Raw genomic sequence first — 19,686 nt, 5'->3', positions numbered from 1 at the left:
TTGGGAATGGAGAAAATATATGTCTGAAACGCCCCATGTCGTTTCACTTTTCAAGCGGTTCCTGGGAAAGCTTCGTCCGATGGCAGGAAAGCGTTTTCTCTGGATTATTCCTGTCGTTCTTGTCGGTGGCATTGTCGTCATTACCCGTGTCAGTGGTAAAGAGGTGGAAGGGGTCAATGTACTGGAGACCGCATATATTGAATATGGTGATGTCAAAAAGGAAATACTGGCCACAGGCGTTGTCCGTCCTGAGGAAGGAGCTGTTGTCAAACTCGGGACTCGATTTACGGGCGTAATTTCCGAATTGTACGTGAAATTGGGTGATGCGGTCACCAAAGGACAGCTTATTGCCGAACTTGACGGACGCGAGCAGGAGTTCATTTGCCAGCAGAACAGGGCGACAATCCAGAAATTGAAAACGCAGCTCATGCAACAGAAGATGAAGTATCCTCTCCAGATAAAAGAAGCGGCGGCCAGCCTTCATGAAGCGGAAGTTGAAAAAAAATATGCAGCGCAGACCTATGCCCGAAACAAGAAACTGGCACAAAGCGGACACGTGGCCGAAGAAAAGCTGGACGACACCATCCGCACGCTTCGCGTCGCAGAGCAGACGGTTGTGGCGAGGCGCAGTACCAAAGAACGACTCGAAAGTGAATTTCAGTATGAGATACCTTCTCTTGAAGATGCTGTTCTTGAAGCGGAAGCGGCCCTGAAACAATGCACAACGCGTCTCTCATACGCACACCTTGTCAGTCCCATGTCTGGTGTGGTGAGTGAAATCACTGCGCGGCAAGGGGAAACTGTAGTGGCAGGATTGCAGGTGGCGAATCTCATTACCATCATAGACACAGAGAGGCTGGAGCTGCAGATCCTGATTGATGAAAACGATATCGGGTCTGTCAAACAAGGGGCTGCAGTGAAATACACTGTTGAGTCCTATCCGGAAAAGGAGTTTTCCGGACAGGTGGCTCTGATTCACCCCGGTCCCGAATTGCGGGATAATATTGTCTATTACAGAGCGCTCGTACGGGTATCGCCGGAAGATGCTCATTTGCTCAGACCGGAAATGACAGCTCGATGTTACGTGTCAGTCGTTGAGAAAAAACATGTGCTTTGTGTGCCGAATGCGGCATTCAAATGGGTTGGTGACAAGCATGTTGTTTTTGTCTGTGAGGGGGATGGGGTGTACCCCGTACAAGTCACAACTGGACTTGATGGCTTGTTCGTTACTGAAGTGGTCGCAGGTCTGGAAGAGGGACAGCAAATTGCCACACATTTGGAGTTGCCGGATGTCCTTCCAGCTGATTGGGATGCCGTGCTCTGATAGAGTATTTCGGCTCACCTGCGGAGTTTGTGTTGATAAACATGAGCAGGAGAAGAGAATGCGGCATAGAGAGAATGGTTGGGATGTCGTGAGAGGGAGAAAAAACGGACTCTCCCCTGGGCATACGGTCAGTGAGCGGTTGAAACCAAATCGGGAAACGTGGATTCCTCCGGGGACCGTGGCCCGTTCGCATCAAAACAGTTTGGGATTTCCAGGCGTGTCTCTTCATATTTATGACAGCCAACCGAATGAAAAATTTCAGCATTGTGATTTTTCCATAGCCAGCGATGCCATTGAATTTGTCCTGTGCACATCTGGGCATGTGCTGGTGAATGCTTCCTGCTCTTGTTACCATCCTATCTCGGGTGAGCTTCAGGGGGGAATGGAAGAAAGCTCAGTGCATTCCGGCGTCTCGTTTTCTCTTTCCAGAGGAGAAGGTGTGGTTTCCTGCATGCAACATATGTGCGGGAGAGCGCTTGTCGAGAAAGGGGCCCCATTTCAAGCTGTCGCGTTGCGAATGGACAAGGATATATTGCCGGACCTTGAGCAGGCGACACAATGCCCTTTTCTCAAAAAATTACGGTCTCTTTTCCTGCATTCCAATGAAGTGTTGTGGGAGAAGATCTCTTTGCCGCTCTCCTTGCAAGTGACTGTGCATCAAGTGATTTCCAAAATACCTCGTGGGAGACTGTGGGACATATATTTGGCCTGCAAAAAAATGGAACTTCTGTATTTATTGCTCCGGGGGTTTTCTTCGTCTTCTGGGGAGGATGTGTTCCAGAACCATCCTGTCACCCAGGAGGAAAGGGAAGCGGCAAAAGCCGTGTACAGACGTATAAGTTCTGATTTCACGGCGGTGCCCAGCCTACGCGAACTTGCTCGGAATGCTGGAATAAACAAGGGGAGACTGAACGCTGTTTTCCGCATTGTATATGGTAAAACAGTTTTTGAAATCATGCGGGATGAACGACTGGAGTACAGTAAGAAACTGTTGGAACAGGGAGAGAAAAATATGACTGAAATAACTTATCTGTGCGGTTTTTCCAGCCCAAGCCACTTTACCAAATCGTTCATGAAGGTTTTTGGAATCACCCCGAAAAAATATCAGATTGGGTATCACCGTTAAAATCAATTCTAAAATGATAGAAATGTGGTCTGTTTTGTTAGCGATCAAGAGTTGATTTTTTATAAGTTGAGTAAATAACATGCTCGCCATTAATTGAGAATGAAATTCATTTTCATAAAATTGAGCTTTGATCATACTCGAAATAAGCCTGTTTGTCGGGCCCTGGGTGATTTTCAGGTGGGTATTTGACTCTTACGATATGGAGACAAAGTGGCTGGAATGTTGGGTGTCCAGATTCTGTTGTGTTTGGTGAGTTTTGCTGGTGTCGGTTCCTACTGGTGGTATTTCGCCATGGAAAAAAGACGGCGTAGTCTGGGGTTTCCATCTCGTCACATGCCGAAATATCTGAAGGTGTTCCTGACAGTGAGTGTCGTTGGCGTCTGGTTTGTCATGCCGTTTCTTCCTCAACCGGTTCTTGGCGATACGAGTGGCGTGTTGGTGGCTCCAGACTTGGCGTTGGCAGCCAAGGGGCGTCAGTTTCAAGCGGCGTTGGGTCTCCCGCTGGCTCTTTGCGGAGTGTGTTCCTATGTCGTTTTGATGCAACGAAATGCCAAAGCCACCGCCTGTGATTATGCGAGTCCTGCGCAGCTTATTACCAACGGTGCGTATGGCTATGTTCGCCATCCCGTGATCGTCGCGCGTTTCATCGGTACGAGTGGTATTGTTCTGGTCACCGGGGCCACCTATACGGCAATTTTGTTGCCGTTTCTGGCAATGACTCTCTTCGCGACTGCATATATTGAAGAAAAAGCGGTACTTGAACCGAGTTTCGGGGATATTTACGAACGCTACCGCCAGGATGTTCCGGCTTTTTTGGCGAAACCTGTTGTGATCGTCATGCTTGTCATTTTCACAGGGCTCACTTTTCTTTCCATCTAATATGTGAGTGGTATGTCATGGCTAAAAAATATTTTTTCCCCGTGTCAGATGGTGCTGATTCCGTTGTTAAAAATGATTCGAATACCATCTCTGGACTGAAGACTGGATTTTCCAACTCATTATGGAGCTATGAATCCATCGAAACAGTGCTGCGTCGTCGTGCTGTGCAAGTCTTTGATATACCGGAAAAGGAATTGTTTTCGGATGTGCCTTTGACGAACTATGCGGAAAATCTTTTGGATATGATTCGATTTCAACAGCTTGTAGAGCAGGATTTTGCAGGAACCGATACTCTTGCGGAATCCGTGCACCAGCCAAGTATTGCCAGTATGACAGCATCTCTCGCGACGGGGAAAAGGGAGCGGGGCGCGGTTCAGGCACCCGTTCTTCAATGGAAACGTTGCGTGGATATCTCAGAAAAAGCTGGCTGGGTACGTCTGTACTCTGAAGAAAAAGGGCGAACGCGACCGTTGGTCTTATGTTTTCCATATGCTGGCGGAGAGCCTCATATGTTTCAGAAAGTTGCTAACCACCTTGGGCGGCAATGCGATGTACGGATTGCCCGCTACGCGTCCTCAGACGATACGGGGCCGCTCCAGCCAATCGAGAGCCTCGCGCGAATCTTGGTGGACAACCTGGATGACAATCGGCCGGTTATCTTGTTGGGACATTGCTACGGCGCATATATGGCGCACGCCGTTGCTCGCGAGATGAGAGTCGGGGGACAGAAAGTGCACGGAGTCGTGGTGGCCGGAGCTACCCCCCCTGATGCGCAAGAGCTTGTCTACGCGCGTTCCCGGTGGAGTTCCGATTCGGAGGATGATGCCACGCTGGAGTATTTGAAAGAAATTTATGCTCCGCTTCTGACGGATATGTCTGAGAAGGGACAGACCCGCTATTGGGTGGAATACAAACAAGCTGTTCGGCGTATGGAAAGATATGATTTTGGGACTGATTGTATGGAAATACCTTGTCTTGTTGTAACAGGGGAGAGTGAAGAATATCCGTTTGTCGTCGAATTTTCTCCTTCTTGGAAACGGTGTTTTTCCTTGTGTCATTTTGTCGATACTCCGGGTGGGCACCTTTTTGTTCAGACGCATGCAGAGACATTTGCCGAGGCTGTTCTGCGGTTTATTCAAGATATTACGGAGGAATCATGATACATCCGAGGATTCTCGCACTCGGTGGGAGTGGCAGTACTGGCCGGCGTCTTGTGGGCAGTTTGTTGCGATTAATGCCACACGCGACAGTTCATGCTGCGACTCGAAACAGCAATCAGCGCACGGCGCAATTCGGTGCACAGTGGGTTGTCATGGATGTTGCCCCTGACTCCTCTCGGGGTATGGCTTTCACAGATCCTTCTGGCTTTTCACCAAGCACTGCGCCCCGGCCCGGAGCGTCTGCCGAAAAGGAACGTGGCGGTAAGGATTTATCGGACATACTTTCCAGCTACGATGCTGTGGTTATTGCACTTGGGCCATTTTCGACATTTCGTGCGTCCTGTCATCGTGCTTGTATTCGAGCAGGAGTCACGTGTCTGGATATTAATGATGATCCCCATGTCGCACGTGAGATCCTGTCATTGCATGAAGATGCAGTCCTGCGCGGGAGCCATGTATTTACAGGTATGGGTGTCAATCCCGGATTGAGCACTGCGCTTCTCTGCCGGTTGGCAGCCTGTGCCGGGGAATGCGAAAAGGTTGATGTTCGTCTCTTTGCCGGAGGTAATGAAGATGCTGGATTTGCCTCCACCATGACCATGCTGCATGGATTGACCCCCAAAGTCTGTGAACTGCGAGAGGGTCGGGAAGTTTGGATGGATGCAGATGATTCCGGCAGTCAAAAGAAAGAAGTCTTTGTCACCCATGGGCGCTCTGTCACGGCCACGCATTGTTTTTCCGCAGAAGCTTTTTTGATTGAATCGATGCATGAGCGTGGGGCTTTGCTCCCTGCCCATAATATCTCCTATCGTATGCACTTCCAAGGAATGCCGCCAGCTATGGCAGCATTCCTGCGTCGGTTCCCTGCGGATCGTTTTCCCGCAGTAACACATCGTTTGGCCAGGGTCTTTTACACAATGCATGGCCTGGGGAGCAGCAACGGAACCAATATGACACGGTCCATTTTGATGATACGGGCGCAGTATGCAGATAGAAAAATGACCGCTTTTGCCACCGGGGAAACCACATTCGGATTGACAGCGGCCTATGCCGCTTCATTCATCCATGCATTTTTGCAAGATCCGAAGTCTGTTCCGGCCGGAGTGCATGCGACATCTTCGGCGATACCCTTTTTGCCTGATGTCCTGACAGGGGTCAGAGCGTTGAATGTTCATGTTGCATATGCAGAGGAATAAATGATGAACAGGGAAAAGAGAAAAGTTGCTGTACTCGGTGGCAGTGGTGATATCGGGCAGGTTGTTTGCGAGGAATTGGAGAAATTTGGCGATATATCCATAGTATTGGGCGGACGTTCTCTTGGGCGCTTGCAGGATAGTGCTTCTCGGTTGTCAGGAGCGGAGGTTCGTCAATGCGATGTCGTCAGCGGGGCGGTCGGTCAATTTGATGATTGTGAGATTATCATGAACTGCACCGGGCCTTCTTGCGAAACAGGCCCGGCAGTGGCGAAAATCGCTCTGGAATCCGGCGCTCATTATGTTGATGTCGGGGGGTATGCTTTGTTGCGGGAGAGCCTGCAACAGCATGATGAACAGGTGCGAAACCTCCGACGCAGTCATGTCCTTTCCGCCGGGTGGATGCCCGGATTATCTGAGGTGTTTGTCCGGTATGCGCTGGAACAGGCAGAGGCTCGACAGGGAAAGGCCCGCGACGTGACGCTCTATTGTGGGGCTCGCGATACATGGTCTCTGGCATCTGCTCGGGATATGGTGTGGCATATTTTTTCAGACATGAAGTTCGGATGGTTCGATCAGGGGATATGGCAGGGGCGGTCCATGTTCAGAGTTAACTCTTCCGTGGATATGCCACAGTTGCCGGATAGCAGACAGGTTGCGTCATGGATATTCAATGCCCCATCAGCCCCTCTTGCGGTGGAAAGGCCTGATGTCCGTTTTCGTACAGGGTTGGTTCTGGTCGGACCGTATACACGGTTGTCTCTTGTTTTCGTCAAGGTATTCATGCGTGGTTGGCGGAAACAGGCGGCGCGTTTGTTGCGTGCGGGTATCAACAAGGACGCTCAGCAGAAAGGGCCAATCGGTATCCTTCGCGCTGTTGTCACGGCTGAATCAGGCGAGAGCTTTGTCCTTTCCCTTTCTGAATCACGTAACCATTGGATTACCGGGTTGGTCGCTGCGCACACGGCACATTTCATTCTTTCTGGTGATGCTCGGCCAGGGGTGCATTATTTGGGAGAGGCTGTGAATGCGAAGTCTTTTCTCGATTCACTGCAAAAAGGTGGAGTACAACTTGAGGAGGTGGCTTGATGCTTGATGCAGGCCGGTTCGCTGGGGCCGATGTCGACAAGGGAGGGGCAGAAGGAGTCTTATCTTCCTGTTCCTGGAAGCAATTGTATGGACTCAGTTCGTTGGAAGAAAGGAGAGGCTGGCTGACTCTTCTGGCAAAAGCGCAGACCGGGGATTGGACCGGTGGAAAGAGGCGTGAATATCTGGCTGAATCCTTGATGGAGCAGTGCGGGGGGCAGCCGGGAGCTTTTCCAGTTTTGCATCGTATGGTGGCTCCAAGTCTTGTTTGTCGCTCCATGGTGCTTGATTCCATGCTGAAAAAAACTTTGGCGACATGGAAGGGAAATGAACCTGTTTCTGTCTGGAATGTGGGAAGTGGTGCGGAATTCCGTTGGCCCAGAATAAGAACAGATTTGAAGCGGGACGTGAGCTGGCATGAGTGTGAATTGCCGGTTATTGCTGAATTGAAACGGCGTTTGTTCAAGAGTGCGCCGGTTGCAGAAGAATTTGCTGTCGTGCAACAGCATACCGTTTCGTCCATGTGCGATTTTCCAGCGGTGCTTGGTGACCCGGACAGGAATCATGTCATCATTTTTGATGGTGTGATGGATTGTTTGCCCGTGGCACAGAAGAGTATCCTGTTAACTGCGGTCCGCAGAGCATGCCCTCGCGCTCTTTTGATTTTTGATGCATTGGATGAAAAGGGGGCAGCCTTTGACAACAGACGGCCGGAACGATTTACCGGGCATCCGGCTCTAAGAATGTACGGACTCCCCGGTGATATTGGGGAATTCTTTCTTCAAAACGGTTGGGCTTTGCACGAGGCGGTAAAAATCATGGATGGTGTAGTCAAGCTTGCCTGTACACGTTTTCACTTGCCGAAAGTCATAGGCAAACTGAAGTTGCCTGCGGCTGTGACCGCTCACTATCATTGTTACAGACTGTTGGCCGCTTCAGGCTTGATGTCGGTCAACGGTGCAGAAAATAGACGGAACGAGTGGCTTTTCTCAACAGATCAGGGTGAGGAAACGAGATGATTTTGCTCTTTATTTTCCCTTTGCTCTTTTCATTGGGGACAACATTGCTGTTTCATTACGAAGCCTGCAATTCAAGACTCGATATTCCCCCGCCGCACGGTTTGTTTCCTTTTATGCGGAGTGTTGCCTACTCTCTGAGTGGATTGGTGTTTTTCCTGGTTTCAGCTCCGTTGCACTTTGTTGCGCGGCGGAAGGTTCGGGGGGCAGGAGACATGCCCCCGGTTGTTCTGATTCATGGTGCTCAGCAACATACAGGGGTGTGGTGGCCTCTCAGATGGTGGTTGAAGGCGAGTGGATTTACCCGTGTCTATTGTCATGCCTACACAGCAGGCAGGCGTTCGATGGAACAGCTGGGGCATGTGGTGAATGAAGCTTTGGATGAGATTTCGGATATCTATCCAAATGAGCGGCCTTTGCTGGTCGGTCACAGTCTTGGAGGATTGATTATCCGTTTGTGGTTGCACTCAACAGATCAACCGGAAATTTCGGTACTGGGTGGGGTTACTCTTGGTTGTCCTCATCGAGGATCCAAGACATCAAAGTTATTTGGAAAAATGAAGAATGGTCTTGATGAAACCATGGCCTATGGTTCAGCCTTCTTCGTCCGTTTCGAGGCGGAAGAAAGACCGGCAACTCTTCCATGCATGGCCTTGTATTCACGTACCGACAATATCATTCATCCGGAAGATGCCATGATTCCACCGGAAAAATCAGGGTGGAAAGTTCGGGTGACACCGCCGGTCAGCCACATGTGGCTGCTATGCCATCCCGCCATATGTAAAATGGTGGTTTTGACACTGCGTGAATGCTTGCTCGCGAATGAACGGAAAGACGCATCGGATAATGATGTGAAAAAGGACTCATGATATGAGTGTTGAAGCCTTGTCGGATGGCGCAAAGACATTGGCTCCCTTTGCCGGAGTGAGTGAGACCTTACTCATTCCTGTTTGGGCGCGTGCAATGGAAACAGGCCACAGAGATGGGTTGATATCCGATGCGTATGCCGTGCGTATCATGCAGGAAGTTCCCTATGATTATGCGCGGTATGCCGACAATGGTTGGCGTACTCAGATTGGCATAGCGGTGCGTACGCGGGTGCTGGACAGAGTCGTGGGGCGATTCCTTACTGATTTTCCCGATGGCATCATAGTGAATATGGGGTGCGGTCTGGATGCCAGATCCTTCCGTATGGATAATGGTTGTGCAGAGTGGATTGAGCTTGACTTTCCTGAAGTGATACAGGTTCGTCGTCTGTTTTTCGCTGAAGATGCTCGACACTATTTTATCGCGGGGTCGGCCCTGGATATGGAGTGGCTTGATGTCATTCCGAAGAACAGGGCGATTTTGTTTTTGGCAGAAGGATTATTGATGTACCTGCAACCGGAAAGTGTTCGGGTGCTCGTATGCAGTCTTGCGGAGCGGTTTCCTGGAGCAGAGTTCGTGTTCGAATCAATCGGAAAGGCTCTTGTGGGAAACACCGCTCTTCACGATACCGTTTCAAAATGCGGAAATGCGCCGTTTTTGTGGGGAATAGATTCGGGGTTTGAGTTGGTCAACTGGTCGAGCTCAATACAGTTTCTGGAAGATTATCATTATTTTTCTTGCCCATTGCGACGATGGCGATGGGCAGCGTTAGTGAGTTGGGTCCCGGCCGTGCGGCGTATGACACGTATGTATCGCTATCGATTTGTCGCGGAACATGAATCCTCATTGGGCAGAACTCGATAAAAAGCATGAAGGAAGAGTAGGATGTCTGTGCAGCAACTTTGGGATTGTATCGGCAATACTCCTTGTATTGAAGTGCAGGTGGACGGATGCTGTCTCTTTGCCAAGGCGGAGTTCCTGAATCCTGGCGGGTCCATCAAGGATCGGATGGTCTGGCATATCATAGCCCATGCCGAACAGGGCGGAAAACTGCGAAAAGGGATGCATATTGCTGAAGCCTCCAGTGGAAATACTGGTATTGCCATCGCCATGATCGGTGCATCCAGAGGCTACAGGGTCACAATATGTATGCCGGAAAATGCCAGTGCCGAACGTCAGAAAATACTGAAGTTTTTGGGGGCCGAAGTGGTGCTGACCCCTGCCGAGGAGAGTGTTGAAGGAGCAGTGAAAGCCCTTTGCGGTCTTCTTGAGAGTCAACCGGAGACGTTTACCCTGAATCAGTTTGCAAACTCGGAGAATATCGAAGCTCATTATCAGACGACGGCAACGGAACTGTGGAACGATTTGAACGGGTGCGTTGATTGTTTTGTAAGCGGTGTCGGGAGCGGGGGGACTTTGATGGGAGTGAGCAGGTATTTACGAAATCATAATCCTGATGTTCATATTGTGGCAGTGGAACCGAAAGGCAGTTCTGCCTTGTTGGGGCATGCTGTTCGACCGCATAGTATAGAGGGTATTGGTGACGGATTTGTTCCTGAGATCGTTGAATTGAGTCTTATTGACGAAATTTGCGAGGTTGATGATGCCGAAGCCATTGGGTGTGCGAGTGATCTGGCGCGCACACAGGGAGTTATGGCTGGAATTTCTTCCGGGGCCAATCTTGTTGCAGCCGCCAGGGTTGCCAGTCTTCACCCGGACTGGACAGTCGCAACGCTTCTGCCGGACAGAGCGGAACGGTACTTTAGTACCCAGTTGTTCAGCTCCAGGCAGCCGATGCCCACCATCTTTCCCCATCTCTCCAGGAAAAATTTTTATCGTTAGCCCTTTGTGAAGATGGAGCTTTCAATCAGTCCTTGCAACTCCTGGAACTTCACTCATTGAGGAGAGTGTTTGTTCTGCTTTGAAAAACAGGTAAGAATTTTGGTGATTTGAAACCCAAATCCTTACCTGCTTGATACGGGGATTGTTGAACATCGCAAGACCTCTGGATTGTGACGTCGGGCAAAAGAAATCAGAATCAGAGCAATAAAGCGATAGAGTGATTTTCCTTACCTGCTTTGCTTTGGCGTATTCATGGAGACTGTGATTATGCCTCCGATGGCTGCGGCCATGGCCCCTGCGAAGAAAACTGAAGAATAGCCGGAGACATCAGCTAAAAAACCTGCAAGTGGTGCTGAAAAGGCATAGGCGAGATCCTGAAACGCGGCAAAACCGCCAAAAGCCGTTCCCCTCAATTCCTTGGGGACACGTTTGATGACCTCGACCCCCATGGCAGGGAAGATCATGGAACAGCCAAGACCCGTAAGGAAAGCTCCGGTCAAGGCGGTGTACACATTGGGAGCTGCCCAGAGCAGTATTTGTCCGGTCAGCTCACACATCAACGAATACATCGCCAGCCGGGTTCCCCCCATTTTATCCGGTAAACTGCCAAAGAGAATGCGACTCAAGACAAAGCCTGTTCCGAAACAGGTCAGACCGAGACCTGCAAAAGGCCACCCCTTGCTTTTGAAGTAGAGTGATATGAAGGCTCCCAGCACGGCGAATCCCACGCCTTGGAGACAGACGACAGCACCTTGTTTCCATATTGTTTGAATAATACCGAAAAAAGCCCTTTGTTGCGGGATATTCTTTTGAGGAAGAATATCCTTTGTACGAATGAGTAGCATCCCTCCAGCAAGAGGCAAAAGAAAAGAAATGCACATGAGTGCAGCAAATCCATATTTTCCGTAAACAGACAACCCAATCGGGCCTCCTACAGCAAATGCTCCGTACATCGCCATACCGAGAATGGAGAGGATCTTCCCTGATCTCTGAGGTCCGATCAAGGAGAGATGCCAGCTTGTCAGTCCGACAAGGGTCATGCTTTCTCCCAAGCCGAGGACAAGCCTGCCAGCAATCAGGACAGCGTAGGCCACAGGCTTGGCAAGCCAGGGCGATGTGGAAAACAAACAGATGGCAGCTGCAATCATGTAACAGAAAAGTCCTCCCATAGTGCACTTTTTAGGGCTGATGACATCGGCAAAGAAGCCTGCATGGTTTCTCGATAGGATTGTCGAAATAAAAGCGACCCCGACAGCAACGCCTCCGAGCCAATTGTCAAAGCCGAATTCGCTCCTAACATAGACTGATATCACAGGAAGAGCCAAGGCGACTGAAAGGTATGAGATGAAAACTGCAGCACCCATTCGTAACAGGCTGCGGCCAAGAGAGAGGTGAGGCATATGCCCTCCATATTTTATTATCCGACCAGAATACAGAAAGGCACAAAAAAACGCACTTTCCTGTCCCGATACGGACAAGTTAGTGCGTTGGATGTCGTTAACGCTTACGCGCGGGCATCATGCACCCGCAATTCGTTTGAAACATATGAATTGGCGGCCTCCTTTTGTCAAGTCTGAAGAGATGACAACGGTTGTGGTCAAGGGAGTTCGCCCTGCGAGTGAATCCAAGGGGTTTTTATCAGTTGAGAGGGAGTCTTATCGCCCCTTTTGGTGACATTGGAGTGAGATCAGCGTTCTGATTGTATCTGCTCAAACATGGGGCGGAAGACGTCTTTTATTGCAAGAGCGCCCGCCGTGCTCGGATGGTTGCTGTCTATGTAGAGAAAGCTACCATGGCGCACTGATGAGACCGTATTGTGCTGCGTGAGTAAGGGCCACGGTTCCATAACATGGATGTGCGTTGAGTTGATATTGCGGAGCGCCTCGTGTGCAAAATGTTTTTTCTCCAGTTGGGAAAGGTCTTCCTTCCACGGGGTATTATCAAATATCTTTGTCATCAATATGGGGTCTTTTTTGAAACGCGGGACCTGATCAAGTATCCACACCTCTTTGCCCTGAGTAAGGAGAGTCTGGACTGTCTCCTGCAATTCCGCCATAGCCGTGGCTACCGACCACGAGCCGTGTTTGCCACTATATCTCCATGAATCAAGGAAGAAGTATCTATCCCATTTGGCAATGATCAGAATGTGTTTGATCTTGCTTTTCAAAATGTAGTTCAACCAGTGCTTGGCCACAGGCGGATCATTTAGTTTGTGCGATCGGCGAATGTTTTGCAGTGGTCCGGTTCCATCCTTGAGTCCCGCCAGACCTGCTATCCCATATTCTCGGGAAAGCTCCACAATGGCGGGGCTGATGGCTTTGGCATGGCTGTCACCAATGAAAATGAATTGAGGTGGCTGGTCGCTGGGGCCGACTCTGTCGTAGTCATCATGCATCATTTTCTTGAAGGAAGTGAAGTTGATACCACCTGTGTCACTCATGGTATAGGTGGATTGACTCCCACCAAGCTGGGTGATGCCAAGTGTTGACAGGAGTAAGACAACGCACGCAAGAACCAAGACTGGCGGGAGACATTCTTTCCATCGTGTTTTTTTTCTGAACGGGATTTCAATGTATTTGCATGAGAGTGTTCCGACACACAGGACGACGATGAGGATACTCAGATTGGACAGGGGTGAGGGAGTCCATGAATAACGGAGAAAGAGGAGATTTCCCAAAAAAATAAAAGGCCAATGCCAGAGGTAAACAGAATAGGAAATTTGCCCGACAAAACGGATGGGGGGGCAACTGATCACTCTTCCAAGGATGGATTTCTCACATGTCGTGGCGATGAAGACCGCTGTGGCCAAGGCACTGAAAAGTGATTTTTCAGCAAAGCTTGAGCCTCCTCGGTAGGAGTAGAATGCGAAAAGGATGAAAGAAAAACTGCTGATCGAGAGGAGCTCTGTCACCGCGTTTCGAGTGCGTATTTCCGGTTTTTCAAAAAGGATCTTGGCTGTGAAAAGGCCTATGAGAAGCTCCCACATGCGGGTTGGCAACATATAAAAAAGAAATGAGTGGGAGAGGACGTTCTTTCCGTATCGGCAGGTGAGGAATGATGCAACCGTGACCATGAACAGAAAAATGAAAATAGCCTGACGCCGTTTTGCCGAGATCTTGGCAATGAGAAGAAACAGGACAGGAATGATGAAGTAGAACTGCTCTTCCAGGCCGAGAGTCCAGGTGTGGATCAAGGGAGCCAACTGAGAGTCTATTTCGAAATAGCCCGCGTGTTGCCAGAAAAAAATATTTGAAACCGAAAAAAGGGCAGCAATGGCCGACTGGCTGTATTGGGTAAAAATATGGGTTTTGGAAACAATGAGCGCCATGGGAAAAGTGCCGATGAGGCAAAAGAGAAACGCAGGCATGATGCGCCTGACACGACGTAAGTAGAATCCGGAAAGCGAGATGCTTTTGGTTGTCTCAGCTTCCCTGAGCAAGAGAGAGCAGATCAGGTAGCCTGATATGACAAAAAAAATGTCAACTCCAAGCCATCCACCACTCAAAGCCCCCCAATGGAGATGATAAAAGAAGACACCGAGGACGGCGACAGCTCGTAACCCATCTATTTCAGGCCTGTATTGGAACCTCTGCTGTGAACTGCTCATGGATATGTGATGGCCTTTGGATTCGAATATGCTGATAAGAGACTGTGGAATCGGCATCTGGCGGGATGAGATTTCCTTGAGGCAAAAAGACTGCCAAATGCCTCATAGAAAAGCCTGAATAATATAGAGGAATATTGTGTGTCAAGAATTGCTGGATTCCCTGCCCGCGCATGAATACCAGAGTACACCCTCTGCTGTCGGTGGGCATGCCCGAAGAGCGAATGGGGATCGCCATATCTGTTCATCTCCTTAGTCCCTGAAGGAAAGGGCTATTTGTTTAAGCACCTGCCAAGCTGGCTTGTCTAGGTTCTTCGTGCGCCTCTTCGAAGGGCAGTCGCTGAATATCTCTGGCTGAAGTCTTGCCGATTTATTTTCTAACAACATGTACTATTTCGGGAGCGAGTGGGGATTTGATCAGGCTTGGTTCCTGTCCGAACAAGATAGAGTTGGTTTTTTGGGATGCCCGATAGGGCGATATCCCTATTTTCACTATCCTGATTATACGCTTGGCAGGGGCCGAGAGTGCCCTTTTCAGAGTGTTTACAGAGGCTGGGGAATTCCGTTCCCAGCCTCTGTCCTCTGAGGTGGATGAGTTTTTTATTTATCCAATCAGGGAGCTATGTCTTGATACTGAGTTCCACTCCGGAAGGGATGGGAGCTTCTTTGATGAACTGGGCGAGACAGAGTGAGAGAAAACCTGTGCCTGCCCCCACAAGGAAGGGAATTTTGTAGTCGATCATCCATAAGTAGCCGCCTGCGACGGGAAGTACCACTGCGGCAATGTGGTTAATGGTAAAGCCGACAGCCGCACTGGGTGCGATATCTTCCGGTTCCGCTATCTTCTGGAAATACGTTGTGATGGCGATGCTGAAGTTGAAGAGGATATGGTCCATGACATACAAACCAATAGCCACGGACTTGGACTCGACCAGTGCGTATGAGATAAAGACGATAATCAAGAAGATGTATTCAATGGACAGGACAGCTCTTTCTCCCACTCGCGGGATAATTCGTCCGATAAATGGGGCGACAAAGTAATTGATGGTGTTATTGAGGAGAAAGAGAAGAGAGATGTCCTGAATGGAGAATTTGAATTTTTGGACCAGTAGGAAGGCCGCGAATGCTATGAATATCTGCCGTCTGGCACCTCCCATGAAAGTGAGTGCATAAAACAGCCAGTATTTTTTCTTGAATACCATTCCCCTCTTTTGAGTATGCCGGGAAGGTTTTGTCGGATTTTTGGTAAATAAAAAAAAAAGGCAACCAGAAAAATGGCAGCACCAAAGACCATGTACATATGTATGTTCGAAATACAGTTGGCACCGAAATAAATGAAGAGGCCCACCACAATGCTGGTTATGGCACTGACGCTGATCTGGCGACCGATGACTATGGGGGTCTGGACTCGGTTAAAATGTTGCAAGGTGAGTGATTGTCTGGTGGTCTCGAAATAGTGATATCCCAGACTTGAGGCAAGGGTTGTGAAGATCAGGCCGGGAAAGGATGGTAATAAGCCCGTGATGAAAACGCCTGCTCCGAGAATGGCGATGGAGAGAATCGAAAGTCTGTATTCTTTGATAATCAGAACAACAAATACAGCGAACATTGCCAGGAAGCCGGGTATTTCCCTGATGGATTGAAGGATGCCTGCATGGGAAGCAGTCAGCCCGGCTGTATTGATCACAAAGTTGTCAAAAAGGATGGCCCATGCCTGCAATCCGGCGGTGCTACAGATGGTGAGGATGATCAGAAACGAGTACATTGGGTTGTTTTTTATCGTGTGCATGATTTAATCTTGGTTTGAGGTGGAGAGGGGGGTGCGAACGCGTCTTAAATTTTCATTTTTCCGGCCATGAATCGCTGACCAAGCATCAGGCCGAGGAAATAGATGCCACCGATAATGGAGACGATGATACCGGCTGCAATCTGGGTTGGATACAGTGCCACCTGTCCAAGCCAGTCAGCCCAGATCATGAGAGTTCCTCCAACCAGGCTGCTGATGACTATTTGTGATCGGGCCTGTTGCGCCCCAAGCATGACCGCCATATGAGGGGCAATCAGCCCGACAAAGGAGACAGGTCCCATTGTTGCCGTGACAAAGGCGCACAGCATGGCGACGAGAATAAGCAAGATCAAACTGGCTTGCTGGGTTCCCAATCCTCGTGAATTGGCAAAATCCCTTCCCACGGTGATCAAAGTCAGCCAGCGAGAGAGGCTCAGGCCGAGCATGAATAGAATGCTGATGGATACTGCTAGGATAACAGCCTGGTTCTGTGTGACTCTATAGGTAGATCCGCCCAGCCAGAGGAGTATCTGGTAGCTGTCAGCGGTCCCTTTGGCGAGGCAGAATTGAACCAGGGCTTCCAGAAGGGCCGTGATCGCAATGCCGGTCAGGATGAGGCTTGCCGGTGCATAGTGGTGTCGCCTGCCAAGGAGCAGGAGTGCGCCGAGGACCACGGCACTGCCTGTCAATGCTGTGGCCCAATGGGTACTGAGCATTGATTGGCCGAAAAACAGGCTTGCAAGCACCAGAGCAAAAGTCGCCCCGGAAGAGACGCCCAGGATGTCAGGGCTTGCCAGGGGGTTATTAATGAGGCGTTGCAGGAGCGTTCCGGCGAGCGCCAACCCGATTCCGGCGGAGAATGCTGTCAGCAACCGAGGCCACCGCAGAAACCATTGGTATGCGGCCGGAAGCCCCCAGTGCCATTGCTGTCCTTCTATCTGGATGAAGGTATAAAGCGTCATTCCACAGACGAGGGTCAGGATCAATGCGGCAACCGTAATCGGCGAGATCTTTAACCGATGTCGATTCAAAGAAATATTCAGTGAGTCCTGAGCCTTGAGACGCCTACGCGAAAACCAAAGCAATGCCGGAGCACCAATTGTTGCGGCTGCAATACCACTGGGAACCACTTCCTCCAGCCAGACCCCGACAACTATTGAGAGCATGTCCGTGGTCAATAGCAATGCGCTTCCCAGAAAGAGGCTTGCGAACAATTCCATTCTGGGGGATCTCGCTCCCATTGCCCTCGCGATATTCGGGGTCAACAGTCCGATGAAGCCGATGACGCCGACAGCAGTGATCGATGCGGACACCAGCCAGATTCCCAGTGTCATCAAGAGCAGGAAAGTTGGAATGACGGCCAATCCTCGAGAAGCCGCTCCTTTGTGCCCTAGGCGCATTAGTGTCAGCAGTCTTGGAGCGAAGAAAAGAATAAAGAGTGCGACAGAGAGGCGGGGAAGAAGCCACAGAAGCCATTCCCATCCATTTTGGGCGAGATCGCCTGCCCCCCACATGAAAATGTTTTGCGCGAACTCTTCATTGAGCAGAACCATGCCGGTCGTTATCGACCCCAGCAAAATATTGACCACCATCCCCGAGACGACCAAGGGCAGGCCCGTCATGTTGTTCATGCCGGTAATGAAGACGATAAAACCAAAGGCCACCAGCGCCCCGGCCATGGCGGCTACAGCGCTGTAATCGGCGATCCATGCGGGGAACCAGATGTTGACGATAATCAGTGCCAGCCATGCGCCGGAAGAAGTTCCCAGCGTGAGTGGCGAGGTCAGATTGTTTTGCGTCAACTGTTGCATAAGGCTGCCGACGAGTCCCAGGACCGCTCCAACAAGAAGAGTGATGCACATCCTTGGGAGCTGTGCATACAGAAAATTGATTTCTCCGTATGATTCCGCTGTTTCGGGGTGGAGGAGTACTCGTAATTGTCCAAGGAAAGCCACGCTGGTGTCAATTTGAAGACTGACAATAGCGAGTAACAAGGCAACGATAGCGAGTCCTGTGAGGTGGCGGGTTTTCACTGTTCAGGTACCATTTCCATGAGGCTTCGGGTAAATTCTTCAGCCATATAGAGAAGTGACATTGCACCGCCATAGTTCCAGACAGGACGAACAGAGTTGACATGCCCCTTGTGGACAAAGGGCATGGCCCTCCACAGCACGGATTGTTTCAGTTTTTTTTCATCAGGGAAAGGGAGGACATAGAGAACATACGCATCGGTAATATGTTGAAGGTCCTTGAGACGCTTTTGCGCTATTCCCCACGGTGTTGGTGGAAGAGGGAGTGCCGCTGTCAATCCGAGTTGCTCGAGAACATACTGTGCTGTTGAGTTTCGGCTATAGATGAAAACAGATGTGGTGCTCGAAAAACGCATGGGGACTACGCGAATGGGTGCAGGGAACGCTTGAGAGAGTTGTGTTTTCAATTCTCTGAAACGGTCTGTCATCGCCTGTATCTTTTTTTGTGCCGTTTCTTTTCTGGCCAGGAGCGTGGCCAGTGTTCTGAAATGCTCAAGGGCTACCGGTCCGGCCTGATCCTGTTCCCTGAAATTCGGTAGATAGACAACCGGCGCTATGCGTTCCAGAACTTCCAGCAAGTCCTTTTGGGGAGACGCGGCAAGAATGACGTCCGGCTTCAGTTGCGTTATTTTTTCGAGGTTTGGTTCTGCCCGAGTCCCGATGTCCTGAATTGAGTCGGGGAGCTTCGGGATCACGACCCAATTTTTGTAGCCTTCCAGATTGGGTGCCCCCACTGGCGTGACTCCGAGTTCCAGCACCTGTTCCAATAAATCCCAATTGAGAACAACCACGCGTTCGGGAGTCGTTGCAAATGAATCGGGAGTTGCGCTTCCCATTTCCTGCGGTGCTGCCGTCCCGTTGGTTGGAAAGAGTCCTCCAAAGCCGAGAGCGATGGTCCCCATGAGGAGAAAAAAGTATATTATTCGCATATAATGGCTACTTTATTTGTTTTTGAGTCCGGCAAAGGAGCCGGGTGGTCTATCAGGTGAATTCGCGAGTGATAGAGTTCCGATAACTTTTGTTCATTCAACAGGACATCCACCGGGCCTTCAAATGCGATTTTTCCGGCCTTGAGCGCGATGATGCGTGAAGCATATCGCAGTGCCAGATTGAGATCATGTAAAATGACTATGATTCCGAAATTTTGATCTCTATTCAATCGAGCAAGGAGAGCCATCAACTGATATTGATGATGAATATCCAATGCCGAGGTCGGTTCATCAAGTATCAAAACAGGGGATTGTTGGGCGAGGAGCATGGAGACCCATGCTCGTTGCCGCTCTCCTCCGGAAAGTTGATCTGCCAGGGTTTGGGCGAATGGGGTTACACCGGTTTTTTCGATTGCGTCATCAATGACATGTTCATCTTCAGCATCCCATCGACCGAATGTTCCTCGCCATGGGAAGCGGCCGAGGCGAACGAGTTCCCGAACCGTCAGCCCTACCGATGCAGGGAGTTTTTGTGGCAGGAAAGCGATTTCTTTTGCCAGCTCCTTTGCCCGAAACGATGCCAACTCACGGCCATTGAGGCAGATTTTTCCTGAATCCGGCTGTTGCTGCCCTGAAAGCAGGCTTGCCAACGTGGATTTTCCCGAGCCGTTATGGCCCAGGATCACAGTTAATTGGTCTGTCGGAACATTCAGGTGCTCGATAGAGAGGATGGTACGAGCATCCCGCACCATTTTTACATCCAATAAAGCAAACATATCCCCCTCCCCGAGAAAGAAATGAGAGAAAAGATTCCCCACCCACCCTTCATGGAAGGTGGGGAATC

Annotated in this window: 17 protein-coding genes; 10 read left to right on the top strand and 7 right to left on the bottom strand. The window is 50.1% G+C overall.

Annotated features, from left to right (window positions below; genetic code table 11):
• The first annotated feature begins 19 nt into the window (after window positions 1-19).
• The 10 genes from BN4_RS06200 (at window position 20) to BN4_RS06155 (ending at window position 10,493) form a co-directional block, all read left to right on the top strand.
• Complete coding sequence (locus tag BN4_RS06200; protein ID WP_015414524.1) at window positions 20-1,324, top strand: efflux RND transporter periplasmic adaptor subunit; 1,305 nt, start codon at window positions 20-22, stop codon at window positions 1,322-1,324.
• Between the two features lie 58 nt (window positions 1,325-1,382).
• A complete protein-coding gene (locus tag BN4_RS17070; RefSeq protein ID WP_015414523.1) occupies window positions 1,383-2,450 on the top strand; it encodes a helix-turn-helix transcriptional regulator in 1,068 nt (355 codons plus the stop codon).
• Between the two features lie 219 nt (window positions 2,451-2,669).
• Window positions 2,670-3,329: a methyltransferase family protein gene (locus tag BN4_RS17065; RefSeq protein ID WP_231856611.1), complete on the top strand. Its 660-nt coding sequence runs from the start codon at window positions 2,670-2,672 to the stop codon at window positions 3,327-3,329.
• Window positions 3,330-3,346: 17 nt separating this feature from the next.
• Window positions 3,347-4,489 carry a thioesterase II family protein gene (locus BN4_RS06185; protein WP_015414521.1) on the top strand — a complete coding sequence of 381 codons (1,143 nt, stop codon included), beginning with the start codon at window positions 3,347-3,349 and terminating at the stop codon, window positions 4,487-4,489.
• Window positions 4,486-5,685: a hypothetical protein gene (locus tag BN4_RS06180; RefSeq protein WP_015414520.1), complete on the top strand. Its 1,200-nt coding sequence runs from the start codon at window positions 4,486-4,488 to the stop codon at window positions 5,683-5,685. Before BN4_RS06185 ends, BN4_RS06180 begins: the two co-directional genes overlap by 4 nt.
• Window positions 5,686-6,771 carry a saccharopine dehydrogenase NADP-binding domain-containing protein gene (locus BN4_RS06175; protein ID WP_015414519.1) on the top strand — a complete coding sequence of 362 codons (1,086 nt, stop codon included), beginning with the start codon at window positions 5,686-5,688 and terminating at the stop codon, window positions 6,769-6,771. It abuts the gene before it with no gap.
• Window positions 6,771-7,787, top strand: a complete 1,017-nt coding sequence (locus tag BN4_RS06170; protein WP_015414518.1) for a hypothetical protein — start codon at window positions 6,771-6,773, stop codon at window positions 7,785-7,787. The genes BN4_RS06175 and BN4_RS06170 overlap by 1 nt, the downstream gene beginning before the upstream one ends.
• The gene (locus tag BN4_RS06165; protein ID WP_015414517.1) at window positions 7,784-8,653 is read left to right on the top strand and encodes an esterase/lipase family protein; all 870 of its coding nucleotides are present in this window, start codon (window positions 7,784-7,786) and stop codon (window positions 8,651-8,653) included. The genes BN4_RS06170 and BN4_RS06165 overlap by 4 nt, the downstream gene beginning before the upstream one ends.
• A 1-nt stretch (window position 8,654) precedes the next feature.
• Complete coding sequence (locus BN4_RS06160; RefSeq protein WP_015414516.1) at window positions 8,655-9,515, top strand: class I SAM-dependent methyltransferase; 861 nt, start codon at window positions 8,655-8,657, stop codon at window positions 9,513-9,515.
• Window positions 9,516-9,536: 21 nt separating this feature from the next.
• Window positions 9,537-10,493: a PLP-dependent cysteine synthase family protein gene (locus tag BN4_RS06155; RefSeq protein WP_015414515.1), complete on the top strand. Its 957-nt coding sequence runs from the start codon at window positions 9,537-9,539 to the stop codon at window positions 10,491-10,493.
• Between the two features lie 227 nt (window positions 10,494-10,720).
• Here BN4_RS06155 and BN4_RS06150 read toward each other — a convergent pair whose 3' ends face one another.
• From BN4_RS06150 to BN4_RS06125, 7 genes are all read right to left on the bottom strand, one after another.
• Window positions 10,721-11,893, bottom strand: coding sequence for an arabinose transporter (locus tag BN4_RS06150; RefSeq protein ID WP_015414514.1), 1,173 nt, complete (start codon window positions 11,891-11,893; stop codon window positions 10,721-10,723).
• Between the two features lie 287 nt (window positions 11,894-12,180).
• Window positions 12,181-14,157 carry an acyltransferase family protein gene (locus BN4_RS06145; RefSeq protein ID WP_015414512.1) on the bottom strand — a complete coding sequence of 659 codons (1,977 nt, stop codon included), beginning with the start codon at window positions 14,155-14,157 and terminating at the stop codon, window positions 12,181-12,183.
• 560 nt (window positions 14,158-14,717) lie between these two features.
• A complete protein-coding gene (locus tag BN4_RS18065) occupies window positions 14,718-15,254 on the bottom strand; it encodes an MFS transporter (RefSeq protein ID WP_015414511.1) in 537 nt (178 codons plus the stop codon).
• Window positions 15,224-15,886, bottom strand: coding sequence for a hypothetical protein (locus BN4_RS18060; RefSeq protein WP_231856584.1), 663 nt, complete (start codon window positions 15,884-15,886; stop codon window positions 15,224-15,226). The genes BN4_RS18065 and BN4_RS18060 overlap by 31 nt, the downstream gene beginning before the upstream one ends.
• Before the next feature lie 44 nt (window positions 15,887-15,930).
• A complete protein-coding gene (fhuB, locus tag BN4_RS06135; RefSeq protein WP_015414508.1) occupies window positions 15,931-17,916 on the bottom strand; it encodes a Fe(3+)-hydroxamate ABC transporter permease FhuB in 1,986 nt (661 codons plus the stop codon).
• Complete coding sequence (locus BN4_RS06130; RefSeq protein ID WP_015414507.1) at window positions 17,913-18,842, bottom strand: iron-siderophore ABC transporter substrate-binding protein; 930 nt, start codon at window positions 18,840-18,842, stop codon at window positions 17,913-17,915. Before BN4_RS06130 ends, fhuB begins: the two co-directional genes overlap by 4 nt.
• On the bottom strand, window positions 18,833-19,618 hold the full coding sequence (locus BN4_RS06125) for an ABC transporter ATP-binding protein (protein WP_015414506.1): 786 nt from the start codon (window positions 19,616-19,618) through the stop codon (window positions 18,833-18,835). The genes BN4_RS06130 and BN4_RS06125 overlap by 10 nt, the downstream gene beginning before the upstream one ends.
• Window positions 19,619-19,686: the final 68 nt, after the last annotated feature.

The sequence above is a fragment of the Pseudodesulfovibrio piezophilus C1TLV30 genome, assembly GCF_000341895.1.
GTDB classification, from domain to species: domain Bacteria; phylum Desulfobacterota; class Desulfovibrionia; order Desulfovibrionales; family Desulfovibrionaceae; genus Pseudodesulfovibrio; species Pseudodesulfovibrio piezophilus.
Note: the sequence above shows the minus strand (reverse complement) of the source record. Positions and strands in the feature narration are given on the sequence as shown.